The 15,855-nt window shown below is 68.9% G+C and carries 11 protein-coding genes and 1 pseudogene; 9 read left to right on the plus strand and 3 right to left on the minus strand.

Going from position 1 to position 15,855, the window contains the following annotated elements; genetic code table 11:
* Position 1: 1 nt before the first annotated feature.
* From H0264_RS06960 to H0264_RS06995, 8 genes are all read left to right on the plus strand, one after another.
* Positions 2-1,108: a hypothetical protein gene (locus H0264_RS06960; RefSeq protein WP_244976123.1), complete on the plus strand. Its 1,107-nt coding sequence runs from the start codon at positions 2-4 to the stop codon at positions 1,106-1,108.
* 97 nt (positions 1,109-1,205) lie between these two features.
* Positions 1,206-2,552, plus strand: coding sequence for a DUF8176 domain-containing protein (locus H0264_RS06965; RefSeq protein ID WP_181583204.1), 1,347 nt, complete (start codon positions 1,206-1,208; stop codon positions 2,550-2,552).
* Positions 2,553-2,768: 216 nt separating this feature from the next.
* A complete protein-coding gene (locus tag H0264_RS06970) occupies positions 2,769-3,950 on the plus strand; it encodes an aminotransferase-like domain-containing protein (protein WP_181583205.1) in 1,182 nt (393 codons plus the stop codon).
* Between the two features lie 149 nt (positions 3,951-4,099).
* Positions 4,100-4,828, plus strand: a complete 729-nt coding sequence (locus H0264_RS06975) for a response regulator transcription factor (RefSeq protein WP_181583206.1) — start codon at positions 4,100-4,102, stop codon at positions 4,826-4,828.
* Positions 4,825-5,889: a sensor histidine kinase gene (locus H0264_RS06980; protein ID WP_244976124.1), complete on the plus strand. Its 1,065-nt coding sequence runs from the start codon at positions 4,825-4,827 to the stop codon at positions 5,887-5,889. The genes H0264_RS06975 and H0264_RS06980 overlap by 4 nt, the downstream gene beginning before the upstream one ends.
* Before the next feature lie 181 nt (positions 5,890-6,070).
* On the plus strand, positions 6,071-6,643 hold the full coding sequence (gene ectA / locus H0264_RS06985) for a diaminobutyrate acetyltransferase (protein WP_181583207.1): 573 nt from the start codon (positions 6,071-6,073) through the stop codon (positions 6,641-6,643).
* Positions 6,643-7,911 carry a diaminobutyrate--2-oxoglutarate transaminase gene (gene ectB / locus H0264_RS06990; RefSeq protein WP_181583208.1) on the plus strand — a complete coding sequence of 423 codons (1,269 nt, stop codon included), beginning with the start codon at positions 6,643-6,645 and terminating at the stop codon, positions 7,909-7,911. The genes ectA and ectB overlap by 1 nt, the downstream gene beginning before the upstream one ends.
* 2 nt (positions 7,912-7,913) lie before the next feature.
* Entirely contained in the window at positions 7,914-8,312 is a 399-nt protein-coding gene (locus H0264_RS06995) for an ectoine synthase (protein ID WP_181583209.1), read from the plus strand.
* Positions 8,313-8,511: 199 nt separating this feature from the next.
* Here the strand turns inward: H0264_RS06995 and glpK are convergent, their stop codons facing one another.
* Positions 8,512-10,008, minus strand: coding sequence for a glycerol kinase GlpK (gene glpK / locus H0264_RS07000; protein ID WP_181583210.1), 1,497 nt, complete (start codon positions 10,006-10,008; stop codon positions 8,512-8,514).
* A gap of 186 nt (positions 10,009-10,194) precedes the next feature.
* On the opposite strand from glpK, the gene glpD reads away from it, so the two are divergent.
* Positions 10,195-11,943, plus strand: a complete 1,749-nt coding sequence (gene glpD, locus H0264_RS07005) for a glycerol-3-phosphate dehydrogenase (protein ID WP_181583211.1) — start codon at positions 10,195-10,197, stop codon at positions 11,941-11,943.
* 1 nt (position 11,944) lies between these two features.
* On the opposite strand, the gene H0264_RS07010 is transcribed toward glpD, so the two are convergent.
* Both H0264_RS07010 and H0264_RS39160 read right to left on the minus strand, forming a co-directional pair.
* Complete coding sequence (locus H0264_RS07010; RefSeq protein ID WP_181583212.1) at positions 11,945-12,706, minus strand: Fpg/Nei family DNA glycosylase; 762 nt, start codon at positions 12,704-12,706, stop codon at positions 11,945-11,947.
* Positions 12,707-12,805: 99 nt separating this feature from the next.
* A pseudogene (locus tag H0264_RS39160) lies at positions 12,806-15,832 on the minus strand (Lhr family ATP-dependent helicase); the annotation flags it as partial.
* Between the last annotated feature and the right edge of the window lie 23 nt (positions 15,833-15,855).

Here is a 15,855-nt window from a genome sequence, read left to right on the forward strand (position 1 = left end):
AGTGAAGCACCGCAAGCCGAACCGGATCAAGGCGAGCACCTCCCTGTCGTTGGCCGTCGCGGCCACGGCGGTGACGCTGTTCAGCACACCCGCCAATGCGGCACCCGCCGATCCGGGCGCGGTGCCGGCCGCCCCCGGGCAGAACGGCGGCACCGACGAGAGCACCGTCGAGCCCGGCGGGCGCAACAACACCGCGCCGAATGACAACGGGCAGAACAACAATGGCGGCCAGAACAACGGCGCGCAGAACAACAACGGCCAGCCGGGTGTGACCACGCCGGGCTCGCCCAAACCGAACGACGAGACGCCGAAGTCGAACGACGCTGCGCCCAAGCCGGACTCGGAGAGCCCGAAGGCCAACGAGAATCAGCCCGCCGGCACCGATCCCAAGAAGGTGCAGCCGGGTGTGACCGTGCCGCGGGTCGCCCCGCTGCCGGTGCCGGGCCAGAACGTGCAGACCGGCGAGCAGAATCAGCAAGCGGGACAGCAGAATCCGGCCGGCCAGCAGAATCAGCAGGCGGGCGTGCAGAATCCGCAGACGGGCACCGGTCAGCCCGGCGCCGGCAACGGCGCCCCGGCCGATCCGTCCGTGAACACCCTGACCGACGAGGTCGTGGTCGAGCAGCAGCCGCGCTGGCAGGCGCCGGTCCTGGACTCCGCCCCCACCGCGCCGGTGGTCGAGATGACCGGCCCGCACAGTGAGCTCGGTGTCAGCATCGACGGCGGCACCCTGCTGGGCGGCTGGGCCGCCAACACCCACCATTTCAGCAACCTGGACGGCTACGTCGGCACCATCGGCTACACCACGCCGGGCGGCGTCGGCGCGGCCGGCATGTCGCTGGACTACACGATCGCCAACCAGATCAAGGTGACGGCGTTCGCCACCGCCGGCACCGACGAGGACCGCAAGCTCGAGTTCATCCTCGACACCACGCTCGCCAACGCCCTCAAGGCCGACGCCGAGAACTGGATCCGTCTGCTCCCCGGTGGCGAGACCATCCTGGAGGCCGCCGGCCAGATTGGTAAGCTCCCGGCAGGTGAACTTCCTGCCCAGACGTCGGACTTCGGTGGTCTGACCGCACAGGTGGGCGGTTCGGTACAGAACTGAGGCGGTGCCGCGCCAGCGGCACCGGTTGACAGGTGAGTCTGTCGCGTGGGGCGGTCAGGGGTGACCGCCCCACGTGTGTGTGGCGAAAGGACGGGTGATGGTTTCCGGCAAGGACGAGACGGCGGATCGCCCTGACCGCGAGTCCGAGTCCCAGCCGGGGCCAGGCGCGGCCCAGCCGGAACCCGGCTTCGGTCCGGCCCTGAATGATTTCGGCCCGCCGGTGCGTGACTCCGGCGCTGCGCCCGGTGGTTTCGGGCCGCCCGTGGATGATTCCGAGTCCGATCCTGCCGGATTCGGGCCTGCCCTCAATGATTTCGGCCCCTCGCTGAACGACTTCGGTCCGGCTGTGGAGCCGGGTGCGGCCGGATGGGCACCCGCGGGCGAGCCCGCCAGCCCGGATCTGGCGTGGCGTCCCGCCGATGCGCCGCCGTCGGTGCCGGCGCCGCCGCCGCAGTATCGTGCGCCGGATTCGTGGACGCCGCCGGCCACCGGGCAGTACCCGCCGGTGGGTGGGGAATCGCCTGCCACCGGGCAGTATTCGCCGGTCGCGCCGCAACAGCCGTCGACCGGTCAGTATCCCCCCGTGGGCGGACAGTATCCGTCGGGTGCGGGTGCCGATCCCACCGTCGTGGCCAACCCGGTCGCGGGGAGCGCGCAACAGTCGGCTGCGGCCGCGTCGAATTCCGGTGCGGCGGTGCAGTCTTCGGGGGCCGGTAGCGCCGGTTCGTGGTGGCGGGATTCGGGGTCGGATGGGTTCCCGCCCACGCCGCCGCCGGAACGGGCCGAGTCGCAGGCGGATTCGCTGTCGTGGGCCGATGACCCGATCGGACGCGCGCTGGCGCCGAAAAATGTTGCGCCGCAGGGGAAGAGCCCGGAGGAAGAGAAGCCCGCGCCGCCGTGGGGGAAGATCGCGGCGGGTGTGGGTGCGGTGGTCGCGCTCGTGGTCGCGGCGGGCGTCGTGGTCGCGGTGACGTCCCGGGACGGCGGGTCGGACGACCAGGCGGCGACCTCTGTCGTGCCCGCCACGTCCACGGCCAAGCAGTCGGTCACCACCTCGTCCGCACCGGCCGAATTGAGCTGCCCCACCAAGCGGGAGGGCAATCTCACCATCGGGAACGGGCCGGGCAGTACGGCCAGTGGCGCGGACGCCATTCTCGGCTTCCAGCACGCCTACTATTCCGAGCGCAGCGGCGTCAAGGCGCTGTCGTTCGTGGCTCCGGGGTCGAATGTGCTGCCGGCCGATGTCATGCAGGGCGCGATCGACCAGCAGATTCCGCCGGGGACCACATACTGCGTGCGGATCCTGCAGGTGCAGCCGGAGCAGTTCGATGTGGATGTGACCGAGCATCGCCCGGACGGGACGACCACGGTGTACCGGCCGCACATCACCACGGTGAACCTGGAGGGCCGGAACCTCATCCAGGCCATTCAGTACCCGGAGTAGCCCTCCCGTCATCCCGGCATGCTTTTGGCCGGGATCCACCGCAATCGGCTGTGCCGTCGACTGTGGATCCCCGCCAAAAGCACGCGGGGATGACGGGGTGAACACCGCAGCTGCGGGTTGGTTCATCTCAGAGTATGGGAATGTCATTTCATATTCTGGTAGCCGTGTGACATGGTGGAATTTCGCATACCCCGGCGTTCCCTCGGAGGTGTTCCCATGTCGGCGCAAGTCCCCCCGCTGTCGCGGCGTCTCGACGGCCTGCGGAGTTCGGCCATTCGCGACCTGCTCAAGCTCACCGCGCGCGCCGACATCATCAGCCTGGCCGGAGGGCTGCCGGATGCCGAACTCATGCCGCGCGATCGCATCGCGGTAGCGGCCGAGGCGGCGCTGTCGGATCGGTCGCGGTTGCAGTACACCGAGTCGCCGGGGTGGGGTCCGCTCCGCGAGGTGCTCGCCGCGCGGGAGTCGGCGCGACTGGGCCGGACCGTGCCGGTCGACGAGGTCTTCGTGACACACGGCTCGCAGCAGGCGCTTTCGCTGCTGGCCGAGGTGCTGCTCGATCCCGGCGCACTGGTGATCGTCGAGGATCCCGCGTATGTCGGTGCGCTACAGGTGTTCCGGTCCGCGGGCGCGCGAATCCTGGCCGTGCCCTTGGATTCCGAGGGTATGCGCATCGATGTTCTGCGCGAGTTGCTGGCGAGCGGGGAACGTCCGGCCTTCGTGCACACGGTGAGCAACTTCCACAATCCCGGCGGCGTCACCATGAGCCCGCAGCGCCGTCGCGAACTGGCGGAACTCGCTGACTCGCACGGGTTCTGGGTGATCGAGGACGACCCGTACGGCGAACTCTGGTTCGACCGGCCGTCCCCGGATCCTGTGGCCGCCCACTCGCCCAATGTGATCCGGCTCTCCAGCGCCTCCAAGATCCTGGCCCCCACCCTGCGGGCCGGGTGGATGACCGCGCCCGTGCGCGTGTGCCGCGCGGTCGAGCTGCTCAAGCAGGGCGCGGATCTGTGTGGTTCGGCGCTCACCCAGCAGATCACCGCCGACCTGCTCGCCGACACCGCCTGGCTCGGCACGCACATCGACACCGTCCGCACCGCCTACGGCGAACGTGCGCACGCGCTCGTGGACGCCGTGCGCACCCGCTTCGGCGACCGCGTCACCGCCACCGACGCGGCGGGCGGCATGTTCGTGTGGGTCGACTTCACCGACGGCACCGACACCCAGGCCCTGCTGCCGCAGGCGCTGGACGCGGGCGTGGCCTACGTGCCCGGTTCCGCGTTCGCCGTCTCCACCGACTACTCGCATTCCATGCGACTGTGCTTCACCACCTCCGACGCGGGCACTCTGAGGGAAGCCGTCGACCGGCTGGCCAAGGCCCACGGGCAGGTGTAACCCCCGTTGGCAAGCCACCGGTGGGCAATGTCACGATTCGGTTTCGATTTGACGTGACCGGGTAGTCCTTGTTGCTGTGACTGTGCGGGCGGGTTGCTGTGCGCTTTCCGAGCGCACGCGGCCCGATCTGGCTGACAGTGAGGACTGATATGAGTGCGAACCTGATGATCGTGGAGGATGACGACCGCGTCCGCGCCGCCCTGCGGCTGGCGATGGAGGACGAGGGTTACGACGTCTCCGAGGCGGAGGAGGCGGAGGTCGCGCTCAGGCTGCTGCGGGACCACGGCGCGCCCGACGTCGTCATCGTCGACCTCATGCTCGGCGGCATGGACGGCTTCACCTGTATCCGGGAGATCCGCCGCGACCACGATGTGCCCATCATCGTGGTGAGCGCCCGCGACGACACCCATGATGTGGTGGCGGCGCTGGAAGCGGGTGCCGATGACTTCGTCACCAAGCCGTTCGAGGTCAAGGAGATCACCGCCCGCATGCGGGCGGTCCGCCGCCGCATGCAATTCGCCGTCGAGGCCGCCGCCGGTGAGGACGAACCCGAGCTCGCCACCACCGTGCTGGATGAGCATCCGGACGCACCCCTGGTGCTCGCGCCCGAAAGCGGCACCGTGCGCCGCGGCGACGAGCAGATCCATCTGACCATCACCGAATATCGCCTGCTGTGCGAGCTGGCCGGTTCGGCGGGACGTGTCTTCAGCCGCGCCACTCTGCTCGAAAGAGTCTGGGACCAAGGATTTTTCGGTGACGAGCGGATCGTGGACGTACATATCCGCCGCCTGCGCACGAAGATCGAACGGGATCCCTCGGATCCACGAGTGGTCGTGACGGTACGGGGCCTCGGGTACCGGCTCGACGTGCAGCGGTGACCGGCGAACGCCCGCGCCGACGCTTGCGGGTACCGCAAAGTCTGCGCGGCCGTGTGGTTTTCGCCTTCGCGGTGAGCGCCAGCCTGGTGTCCTTCCTGCTGGCGGTGATCATGTACACGGTCGGAACCGACTATGTGCGAAGTCATCCCGGCGAATCCGCCGCCCGGCTGGGGCATGTGCTGATCGCCAGCGTGCTTGCCGCCACCCTGATCGGTGCGGCCGTCGGCGTGTGGGTGAGCCGCCGCGTGCTCGAACCCCTCGGCCGGATCTCGGGCACCGCCTCGCGAATCGCCGCGGGCGAGTTGAACACTCGGCTGCCGCGCTCGGAGGACCACGATCTCTCGCCGACGGTGGATGCCTTCAACAGCATGGTCGATTCGCTGCAACGCCGGATCGAACGGGAACGCCGCCTGGTCGGCGATGTGAGCCACGAACTGCGCACACCGCTCACGACGCTCGTCACCAGTGTCGGTGTGCTGCAACGGTATGCGGACGATATGCCGGAGCGTTCCCGGCGTGCGCTGGCGCTGGTCGACGACGAGCTGGAGCATCTGGTCGGCACGCTCGACGACATGCTGGCCTTGGCGCGCGTCGAGGCGGGCGTCCATGCGGGTGATACCGAACCCCTTTCGGTAGCGGATCTGCTCAGGCATACCCTCTCCGGCCGGAAGCACGCGTCCGAACTGCTGACCGTGGTCGAGGATGTGACGATCAGCGGCCGCAAGCTGGAACTCGAACGCGCACTGGCGAATCTGCTCGACAATGCCGTCCGCCACGGCGGTGGCATCACCGGCGTCAGCGTCCGGCGCGCGGGCGATGCGGCGGTGATCGCGGTCGACGACCGCGGCCCGGGAGTCCCTGTGGCAGAACGAGAACGCATCTTCGAACGCTTCGCCACCGTGCGCGCCGGCCGTCGCACCGCGACCGGCACCGGCATCGGTCTGGCGCTGGTCGCGGAGACGGTGGCCGCACACGGCGGGCGCGTCGACTGCGCGGACCGCCCGGGCGGTGGCGCGCGCTTCGTGGTCCGCCTGCCCATCTGCCCCGACCTGGCCGAGTAATCGTCCGGAAGTAATCCGCGGCAATTCGAAACAATCCGCGCCACCGGCGTACCCGCAGGTGGCGCGGCTTTCGCGCGCGCGAAAAGTACGCTTTCATGACGATCGCCGGCATAGCCGTCATGAAACGGTAATGATCTCGACCGGGTGACCTCAAGATCGCTCGGTAAGGCTGAGATTCGTCATGAAGACGCAATTCAGCCAATTTCCCGTTTCCGAAGATGTACTCCCGGGCCCCGCACAGGTGTGGGCCACCACGACCATCGATTCGCACACCGTGCTGCGCAGCCCCCGTGTCGCCGACGGCGCCGACATCTGGCATATCGCGGCCGATTCCGGTGTGCTGGACACCAATTCGAGTTACGCGTACCTGATGTGGTGCCGTGACTTCGCTGCCACCTCGATGGTGGCCGAAATCGGGCGTACGGTAGCCGGATTCGTCATCGGCTACCGGCGGCAGGAGGCGCCCGGCACCCTGTTCGTCTGGCAGGTGGCCGTCGACCATCCCTACCGCGGGCTCGGATTGGGCGTCTCCATGCTCGACCGCCTGCTGGACGACCTGTCCCTGCAAGGTGTCTCGACCCTCGAGACCACCATCTCGCCCGACAACAAGGCGTCCATCGCCATGTTCGCCGCCCTGGCCCGCCGCCGCGGCGCGGCCCTGACCTCGCGACCCCTCTTCGAACGCCCGGACTTCCCGGATCCGCACGAGCCGGAACTTCTCTACCGCATCACCCCGACCCACCCGGAGGAATGATGACCAGCACCGATATGACGATCTTCGAGCACGTCGAGTCGAATGTGCGCGGCTACTGCCGTTCCTGGCCGACGGTGTTCGATACCGCCAGCGGCGCCTGGCTGCACGACGAGAGCGGCCGCGACTACCTCGACTTCTTCGCCGGCGCGGGCGCGCTCAACTACGGGCACAACAATCCCGTGCTCAAGCAGGCGCTCGTGGATTACATTGCGGGCGACGGGATCACGCACGGCCTGGACATGTCCACGGTCGCCAAGCGCAATCTGCTCGAGACCCTGCAGCGCACGGTTCTGCTGCCGCGCGGGCTCGACTACAAGGTGCAGTTCCCCGGACCCACCGGCGCGAACGCCGTCGAAGCCGCGCTCAAGCTGGCGCGCAAGGTGACCGGGCGCACCGCCGTGCTGAACTTCACCAATGCCTTCCACGGCATGACCCTGGGCGCGCTCGCCGTCACCGGCAATGCCGGTAAGCGTGCGGGAGCCGGTGTGCCGCTGAACCATTCGACCTCGATGCCCTACGACGGCTACCTGGGCGACACCGACGGCCTGGAGTGGATGGAGCGCGCGCTCGACGACACCTCGTCGGGTCTGGACGTCCCCGCCGCGGTCATCGTGGAAACCGTGCAGGGTGAGGGCGGGGTGAACGTGGCGCGGCCGGAATGGTTGCGGCGCTTGGCCGAACTGTGCGCCGCACGCGGCATCCTGCTCATCGTCGACGATGTGCAGATGGGCTGCGGGCGCACCGGGCCGTTCTTCTCCTTCGAGGCGGCGGGCATCACCCCCGATATCGTGACGCTGTCCAAATCCATTGGCGGCTACGGGCTTCCGATGGCGCTGGTGCTCATGAAACCCGAGCTCGACCAGTGGGCGCCCGGCGAGCACAATGGCACCTTCCGCGGCAACAATCCCGCCTTCGTCACGGCTCAGGCCGCGCTGCAGCACTATTGGTCCGACGGCGGCCTGCAGACCGCGACCTTCGTGAAGGGCGAACGCATTCAGCGCGCGCTCGGCGGCATGGCCGCCGCGCACGAGGGGCTCAGCAGCCGTGGCCGCGGGCTGGTGCACGGTCTCGCCTTCGCCGACGCCTCCCTCGCCGGCAAGGTGTGCAGTGTCGCCTTCGACCACGGCCTGCTGGTGGAGACCTCCGGCCCCGAGGACGAAGTCGTGAAACTGCTTCCCCCGCTGACCATTACCGCCGACGAACTCGACCACGGCCTCGAAATCCTGGCCACCTCCGTCGATGTCGTCTGCGCCGGAAAGGGCAACTGACCATGATCGTGCGCACCACCGCCGAAATCACCGGCACCGACCGCGATGTCGCGGGACCGGGCTGGCGCAGCAAGCGCATCGTATTGGGCGGCGACGGAGTCGGATTCTCCTTCCACGAGACCACAATCGAGGCGGGCACCACCCACGAATTCCACTACCGGAACCACATCGAAGCGGTCTGGCTGGTGGAGGGCGAGGGCACTCTCATCGACCTCGACAACCAGACCGCCTACCAGCTGGCCCCCGGCTCGATGTACCTGCTGAACGGCCACGAACGGCACCGCCTCGACGCCCGCACCCGCATGCGCATGATGTGCGTGTTCAACCCGCCCGTCACCGGCCGCGAGGTCCACGACGAGAACGGCGTCTACCCGCTGGTCGCCGTCGCCGAGCCGGTCTAGGACGTACCCGCCCGCTGCGGTAGGTCGCTCCGGGCGGGTACCCCTGCGTCGCCGTGGGTCGAGCAGTCGCTCTACGGCATATCGTATTCCGATGACCCGCCCGTCATCCCGGCGCGCTTCTTGGCCGGGATCCACACAGTAGGTACTGCACCTTCCCGTGTGGATCCCGGCCGAAAGCATGCCGGGATGACGGGGGTGGTCAAACCCAGTTGTAGGTGCGTTCGACCGCCTTGTTCCACTCGTGCATGAGGTAGTCGCGGTCGCCCTCGGACATGGTGGGATTCCAGCGCTTGTCCTCGGCCCAGTTGGCCCGGATGTCCTCCGGGCTCGCCCAGTAGCCGACCGCCAGCCCGGCCGCGTAGGCGGCGCCCAGGGCGGTGGTCTCGGTGACGACCGGGCGCACCACGGGCGCGTCCAGGATGTCGGACTGGAACTGCATGAGCAGTTCGTTCACCACCATGCCGCCGTCGACCTTGAGGGTCACCTTGGCGACATCCAGCTGCTGCGCCTCGGCATCCGCGCGCATGGCGTCGATGACCTCGCGGGTCTGGAATGCGGTGGCCTCCAGCACGGCTCGCGCGATGTGGCCCTTGTTGACGAACCGCGTCAGGCCCGCGAACACCCCGCGCGCGTCCGGCCGCCAGCGCGGGGCGAACAGGCCGGAGAAGGCGGGCACCACGTACGCGCCGCCATTGTCGGGCACGCTGCGGGCCAGCTCCTCGATGTCGTCGGCGGAATTGATGATGCCCAGATTGTCGCGCAGCCACTGCACCAGCGAGCCGGTGACGGCGATGGAACCCTCCAGCGCGTACACGGCGTCTTCCTCACCGAGCCGGTAACAGACGGTGGTCAGCAGTCCGTGCTCGCTGAAAACCGGTGTGGTGCCGGTGTTCATGAGCATGAAGTTGCCGGTGCCGTAGGTGTTCTTGGTGTCGCCCGGTGTCAGGCACGCTTGCCCGAAGGTTGCCGCCTGCTGGTCGCCGAGAATGCCCGCCACCGGTACGCCCGCCAGTGCGGTGCTGGTGATGTCCGCGTACACCTCCGAGGAACTGCGGATCGCGGGCAGCATGCCCATCGGCACCCCGAATTCCGCGCAGATCCGCGGATCCCATTGCAGCGTGCGCAGATCCATGAGCATGGTGCGGGAGGCATTGGTGACGTCGGTGATGTGCTCGCCGGTCAGATTCCACAGAATCCAGCTGTCGATGGTGCCGAAACACAGTTCGCCGTCCTCGGCGCGCTGCCGGGCGCCCGGCACCTGGTCGAGAATCCAGCGCAGTTTCGGCCCGGCGAAGTAGGTGGACAGCGGCAGGCCGGTGCGGTCGGCGTAGCGGTTGGGGCCGTGGTCACCGGCGAGTTCCTCGGTGAGCGCGGCGGTCCGGGTGTCCTGCCAGACGATGGCATTGTGGATCGGCTTGCCGGTGGCGCGCTCCCACACCACGGTGGTCTCGCGCTGATTGGTGACGCCGGCCGCGGCGATGTCGGCGGCCCCGATCCCGAGCTTGTCCAGCACCTCGCCGATCACGGCTTCGGTGTTGCGCCAAATGGTTTCGGCATCGTGCTCGACCCAGCCGGGCTGCGGGAAGATCTGCTCGTGTTCGCGCTGGGCGACTCCGGCGATCCGGCCCTGGTGGTCGAAGACGATGCACCGGCTCGAGGTCGTACCTTGATCGATGGCGGCAACATAGCGACGCATTTCAGCAGGCTACTCGACGCGGGAGTGGGTGCGGCGCTGCGACACTGGAGCCTGGGGGTCACCGCTGCCGCGGGTGGTGCGCATTCGACACCGGGGGCGGGTGGTCGCACCGTGAGCCGGGCCCGTGGTCTACGGTTGCTATCGGGTAGCTGGAGCGCTGCATGAACCGACTTGAAGGAGTCGAGCATGACCCCGAAACCGCAATCGCAGTTCCTCGGCCCCCAGCAGCGCGACGCTGCCTGGGAGCGGCTCGGAAGCGACCACTTCGACATGATCGTCATCGGCGGCGGCGTGGTCGGCGCGGGCATCGCGCTCGACGCGGCCACCCGGGGACTCGAGGTCGCCCTGGTGGAGGCGCGTGACCTGGCCGCCGGCACCTCCAGCCGTTCGTCCAAGATGTTCCACGGCGGTCTGCGCTACCTGGAGATGATGGAATTCGGGCTGGTGCGGGAGGCGCTCAAGGAGCGCGAACTCGCGCTGTCCGGGCTCGCGCCGCACCTGGTGAAGCCGCTGCGCTTCCTCTACCCGCTCTCGCGCTACGGGTGGGAGCGGCCGTACGTGGCCGCCGGGCTGTTCCTCTACGACAATATGGGCGGCGCGAAATCCGTTCCGGGACAGCATCATCTGACGAAATCGGCGGCGCTGCGGCTGGCTCCCGGACTCAAGGGGAGCGCACTCACCGGCGGCCTCACCTACTACGACACCGTGGTCGACGACGCCCGGCACACCATGACCGTGGCGCGCACGGCCGCCCACTACGGCGCGGTCATCCGCACCTCCACCCAGGTGGTCGGCTTCCTGCGGGAGGCGGACCGGGTGGTCGGCGTGAAGGTGCGCGACAGCGAGGACGGCCGCACCACCGAGGTGCGCGGCAGTGTGGTGGTCAACTCCACCGGCGTCTGGACCGACGAACTCCAGGCTCTCGCGCATGTTCGCGGTCGATTCCATGTCCGAGCATCCAAGGGCATTCATATCGTCGTCCCGCGCGACCGCATCGCCAGCGACACCTCCATCATCCTGCGCACCGAGAAGAGCGTCCTGTTCGTCATCGCGTGGGGCACCGACCACTGGATCATCGGCACCACCGACACCGACTGGAACCTCGACCTCGCGCACCCGGCCGCCACCAAATCCGATATCGACTACCTGCTCGAACACGTCAACAAAGTGCTGGTCACCCCGCTCACGCACGCCGACATCACCGGCGTCTACGCGGGCCTGCGACCCCTGCTGGCCGGTGAGAGCGATCAGACCTCCAAACTCTCCCGCGAGCACGCCGTCGCCCGCATCGCACCCGGCCTGGTCGGCATCGCCGGCGGCAAGTACACCACCTACCGCGTCATGGCCTACGACGCGGTAGACGAAGCGGCACAAGACATTCCACGCAGCGTGCCCTCCACCATCACCGAACGCGTCCCCCTGCTCGGCGCCGACGGGTACTACGCCCTCATGAACCAGATCCCGCACCTCGCCGAGAAGTACGGCATCCACCCGTACCGAATCCAGCACCTGCTCAACCGCTACGGTTCCCTCATCGACGAGGTGGTCGGCATGGCCGAAGGCAAAGCCGAACTCCTGGAACCGATTACGACCGCCCCCGGCTACCTCCAGGTCGAGGCCCTGTACGCGGCCGCCGCCGAAGGCGCGCTGCACCTCGACGACATCCTGGCCCGCCGCACCCGCATCTCCATCGAATACGCCCACCGCGGCGTCGACTGCGCCGACCAGGTGGCCCGCCTCGTAGCCCCCATCCTCGGCTGGTCCGACGCCGACATCGCCCGCGAAGTCGAAACCTACAGCGCCCGAGTAAAAGCCGAAATCGAATCCCAAACCCAACCCGACGACGCCGCCGCCGACGCCCTCCGCCAGGAAGCCCCCGAAGCGCGCCGCGAAGTCCTCGACCCGGTCCCCATCGTCCCCACCATCCAGGACTGAATCAGACGACCGGCGTCGGCTGGCAGCGCGGGCAGAAATAGATCCCGCGCTCCTCCTTCACGCCATCTCCCAGCATGCGCACCACAAGGTTGGTCCCGCACCGCGGGCACGGCCGGTGCTGCTTGCCGTAAACCAGTGCCCGCCACGGTGGTTCGTGCGCCGCGCGAGTCAAAACACGCTGTGCCTCGTCCACCAGCCCCGGTAGATCCGCGATCCGGCCGACCGGTGTAGCAGGATGCACCCGCCGCAGAAAGCACACCTCGCTCCGGTAGATGTTCCCGATCCCCGCCAGCTTCGTCTGATCCAGCAACGCCACCCCGATGGGAATCGCCGGCTCCCGCTCCAGCCTGCGCACCGCCTCCTCGGCATCCCAGTCCGCCGCCAGCAGATCCGGGCCCAACCGGTCGGTCACGGCGTGCTCGTCGCCCACGCGCAGCACCTCCACCGTTCCGAGCGAAAACCCCACGGCTTCAGCATCATCGGTCGCCAGGACGACCCGCGCCGTGAACCCCGGCTTGGTCCACCGTTGTCCGGGCGCATACACCCGCCACGACCCCTCCATCTTCAGATGCGTGTGGATGCTGACCTCGGCTGTCCGTATGAACAGATGCTTTCCGTACGTCCCGACGCTCTCCACCCGCTGGCCCCGCAGATCGAGCGTGGCGTACCGGGGAACGCGGAAATCACTACGCGTCAGCGTCTTTCCCGCCAAGGCGGGACGCAGCCGCTTGGCAGTCAAGAAGACCGCGTCACCTTCGGGCATGCCCGCCTCGCCCGCGACTCTGGTCCGGGGTCGGGCGCAGCGCCCTGTCGCCCGGGGCAATCGGCCGCAGCTCAGCGGGTGGCGGACCGGTTCGCCGCATCACGGGCGGCTCCGTAGCCGGAAACCGCGCGGCGTGGGGGCGAAGCCTGCTTCGGTGAGGAATCCGGCGAAGGTGTTGCCGTGCACGGATTCTCCATTGACCCGGTCGATCACCAGGGAGTCGACTCGGCGGTCGTGCACCAGATCGGCCAGGGCGGCGGCCGCGGCGGTGCGCACGGCCGGATCCTCGGTGAAGGTGAGCAGGGTTTTGCCGCCGCGTTCGAGGTAGAGCGCCAGCTCACCGGCGACCAGCACGACCAGCGCGCCCGCTTTGCGGCCCGGTCGATGTCCGGCCCCGTCGGCGGCGGCCTTCGGCCAAGATAGTGCCGCGCCATAGGGATTCGCGGGGTCGCAGGCCGCGAGGGCCAGGGCGGTGCCGGTCGATTCGGGCTGCCCGGTGCGATCGGTGTCGAACGAGCGCAGGCGATCCACCACATCGGTGGTGGAGAACTGCGCTCCGCCCAGGGAATCCACGAAGTAACCGCGGCGGCAGCGGCCACGATCCTCGAATTCGGTGAGCACCCGGTACATGAGCGCGAATCCGCCGGGGACGCCTTCGCTCTGCACCGAGCCTCGCGTCAGCACGCCGTAGCGTTCCAGCAGGATGTCCGCCGTGGCGTGGGCGCGCAGGGTGTTGTCCACCACCCGCTCCGGCAACAGCGACCAGCGTCCGGCCACTTGCGGCGAACTCGTGCGCACGGGCATCCCCGCGCCGGGCAGATACATCCGGCCACGCGGGGCCCGGCGCGGCGTGCGGTGCGCGGTCGTCGTCCGGGTGGTCCCGGCCAGCAGTGCGCGCACCGGCGCGAAGGTATCGCCCGCCACATGCCCGGCCCACACCAACTCCCAGAGCGCGGAAACGACAGCCGCCTCGTCCTCGACCCCGGTCGATTCCGCGAGCTGCCGGAAGAAGTACGCCCCACCTGAACTCGGCACCACCTGATACGCGGGAGCCGAGGCGGGCGGGCCGAGGCGGGAGCTGCCCGTGGCACCTATACCGGGAGCAGTCGTTCCGGACGGACCCGCGGTGCGAGATTTCGCCGCACGGGAATCGGTGGCCGGGGCGCCACTGTTCGCATCGCCGGATTCCAGGTCGGTGGGTCGCACGAGATCAGCCGGTGTGCCGGTGCGTGCGGACCGCTGGTCACTCCCGGTCGGCCCCGTGCCGTTCGCACCCGAGTCGGCTGGATGCGGTTCTACCCCAGTGGTATTCGGACGGTGCGCGGGGCCGCCGATGACGGTGGCCCCCATGGCCATGAGCAGGCTGATCTGGGTTTCGGTGAGGTCCAGGTCGGTTGGCGGCGGGAGGGTGAAGGGGGCTTGGTCGGTGGGGTGGAGGGCGATCCAGCCGTCCTTGGCGGTGATGGAGCCGTGGCCGGACCAGAGGACTTCGCCGGTGGCGAGGAGTTCGTCGAGCAGGGCGGGGGAGTAGTCGCGGACCCGGGACGGGAGGATGAGGGATTCCCAGGCCGAAGCTGGGATGGGCACGCCCGCAAGCTGTTCCACCACCGCCGCCACGCCGTCGAGGCCGCGCAATTCGCGGGTGGCGACGTGCTGCCAGGCGGGCAGGAAGCGGCCGAGGGCGGCGGTGGAGACGGGCTCCACCTCCTTGCGGGCGGCGGCCAGGGAACGGCGGCGCAGGCGGCGCAGAACCTCGGTGTCGCACCATTCGGTGCCGGCTGAACCCGGCGTGAATTCGCCTTCCACCACCCGCTTTTCGAGGCTCAGACGGTGCAGGGCGGTGGCGGCCACCGCCGTGCCGAGGCCGAAGCGGTGCGCCACCTGGGTGAGGGTGAAAGGGCCGTGCGTGCGGGCGAAGCGGGCGACGAGATCGCCGAGGGGGTCGGCGACCGGTTCGATGAAGGCGGCGGGGACGCCGATGGGGAGGGGTACGCCCAGCGCGTCGCGCAGGCGGGCGGCATCCTCGATCGCCACCCACCACTGCGAGCCCGCGAAGGAAACCTCCAGGGCGCGACGGGCTTTCACCAGCTCCTGGAACCAGGGACGCGGATCGTCGGTGCAGCGTTCGCGCGCTTCCTCGGCGGTGATCGGGCCGAGCAGGCGCAGCAGGTCGGCCAGCCCCTCCAGATCGCGGGCGTGCCGTTCCGGGGTGAGTCGCTGCAGTTCCCGCTCGGTCTGCTCGAGCACCTCCGCGTCCAGCAGCTCGCGCAGTTCCACCCGGCCGAGCAGTTCGGCCAGCAGGCTGGAATCCAACGACAGTGCGGCAGCACGACGTTCGGCGAGCGGACTGTCGCCCTCGTACATGAACGTGCCGATGTAGTCGAACAGCAGCGAATTCGCGAACGGCGACGGCGCGGGCGTCTCCACCTCCACCAGTCGCAGCTGCCGCCGCGCCACCCGGCCCAGCAGATCCCGCAGCGACGGCAGGTCGTACACGTCCTGCAGGCATTCCCGCACGGTCTCCAGCAGGATCGGAAAATCCGGGAACTTCCGTGCCACATCCAGCAATTGGGCCGCCCGCTGCCGCTGCTGCCACAGTGGCGCGCGTTTCCCCGGATCGCGCCGGGGCAGCAGCAGCGCCCGCGCCGCGCACTCCCGGAACCGCGACGCGAACAGCGCCGACCCGCCCACCTGCTCGGTCACCAGATCATCGATCTCGTCCGGCTCGAACACGAACAACTCCGCCCCCGGCGGATCGTCCGTCGTATCCGGCAGCCGCACCACGATTCCGTCATCCGAAGGCGTAGGAGCCGCATCCACCCCGAACTGCTCCCGCAGCCGCGCCCCCACCGCCAGCGCCCACGGCGCATGCACCGGCATCCCGTACGGCGAATGCAACACCACCCGCCAGTCCCCGAGCTCATCCCGGAACCGCTCCACCAGCAGTGTCCGATCCGTCGGCAACTGCCCGGTCGCCTCCCGCTGCTCCTCCAGCAGCGCAACCAGATTCGCCGTCGCATTGGCATCCAGCCCGGCCGCATGTGCCACCCGATCCAAGTCGGAAACGGCCTGGCCGCTGTGCACAGAGCGACGTGCGCCGGCCTTGCCGAGTTTCGCGGTCTTGCCGCCCGCAGGTACGTCGTTGTTCG

Origin of the sequence: Nocardia huaxiensis (assembly GCF_013744875.1) — a bacterium.
In the GTDB taxonomy this organism is placed as follows: Bacteria; Actinomycetota; Actinomycetes; order Mycobacteriales; family Mycobacteriaceae; genus Nocardia; species Nocardia huaxiensis.